This window comes from Burkholderia sp. Ac-20349 (assembly GCF_017104865.1).
GTDB classification, from domain to species: domain Bacteria; phylum Pseudomonadota; class Gammaproteobacteria; order Burkholderiales; family Burkholderiaceae; genus Burkholderia; species Burkholderia aenigmatica.
Genome location: NZ_JAAGPM010000335.1, coordinates 1 through 1,395 on the forward strand (window position 1 = coordinate 1; position 1,395 = coordinate 1,395).

At 72.7% G+C, this 1,395-nt stretch carries 1 protein-coding gene and 1 pseudogene; both read right to left on the reverse strand.

Annotated features, from left to right (window positions below):
* On the reverse strand, positions 1-808 hold an 808-nt coding region (locus G3N61_RS39065; protein WP_346778612.1), incomplete at its 3' end, for a WGR domain-containing protein.
* Between the two features lie 96 nt (positions 809-904).
* A pseudogene (locus G3N61_RS39070) lies at positions 905-1,395 on the reverse strand (hypothetical protein); the annotation flags it as partial.

Below are 1,395 nucleotides of genomic sequence, written 5' to 3' on the forward strand. Positions count from 1 at the left end.
CGACCGCGGGCGCTGCGGGCGCCGGTGCGGCGGCCTCGGTCGCCACCGCCTCGCCAAGCGCCACGGCGGTCGCCTGCGCGTGGTCGTGCACGGCGGCCGACGTTCCCCAGCCATACAGCAACCGGCGCGACTTGAGCAGGTCGAACGCCATCGCGGCGCCCTGGTCACCGACGTTGTAGCGGCGCTTGATCGCAGCGACCGTCAGCCGCTCGCCAGGCTTCATGTCGCCGTTCGCGATCTCCGCGCGCATGGTCTCGACGACGCGCTCGCACTGGGCATCGAAACTTTCGGCAGCAACGGGCGGCACGGGTGCGGGGTTGGTGGTGGAGGTGGCCGTAGAAGTCGGTGTCGATGCGGCCAGCTGGGGCGACGGCGTGGGCGCCGCGCTGTTCCCCGCCGTCACCGCCGCGGGTTGCGTACTCGCCGCCGGTTCTGCATCTGTCGATGCCTCCGACACCACGGACGAGCTTGCCGACGGCGCCGCGGCCGGCGGCTTCGCGGCGGTCGCGCCGATGCTGGCACCGGCCGCCACCGTAACTTCCGCGTAGCCCTTGCCGGTCTTCTCCTTGACGAGCTTGTCGAGCGCGGCGCGCGCTTTCGCGTCGTCCGCGAACGACTTCGTCTGGCTCTGGCCCGCGGTGCCGATGCGGCCCCAGCGGATATTGAGCCCGGAGCCGTCCTGCTCCACTTCCCAGAACTTGCTGGAATTGCCTTCGATCAGTTCAAAACGACGCATCCGTTCCCTCTCACTCGGATCGACGACGCAGCACGATGCCGCGCCTGCATGCCGTGGCCGCCAGGCAGCCACGACGCCCTCTCGTTCATTCATCCCGCGATCCGTGCATCCTGCACGACGACTCGCGATGTCGGGCGCGACCTGCTCGCCCGGTCGACGGTCATGCCGTCATTGCTCGACGATGCCCAGCAGCAGCAACGTCAACGAACCCAGTTGCGCCAGTAGCGACGCCGGTTGCGCGGCCCGCAGGCCGTCGGCCAGCAAGCGCAGCAGACGGCCAGCGTGAGCGAGGCCGGCTCGCTCCAGCCGGGTGGCCTGCGCCCGCGCACGTTCGACCGCGCCGCCGCCCTGATGGCGCATTCCCTGGCGCAGCCACTCGGCCAAGAGCGCCAGCGTGTCCTCCGCGAGCGCGACCAGCTCGGGCAACGGCGCGCGCCCGCCGGCCAGCGGCAGCGGTTGCGGCGCCGTCGCTTCAGTCTGCAGCACGACGGCGCGCTGTGCGGTCAGCCCGGCCAGCGGCCGCATCACGGCCGCGCCCGCATGCAGGCGCACGGTCCCCGCCAGCGCGCGCAACCCGCCCCATTCGCCGGCCCGCGCGCGCCCCCGTGCACCCCCGGCTCCACCCCCCCCGGCCCCACGCGTCTCCGCGCCGCCACCCA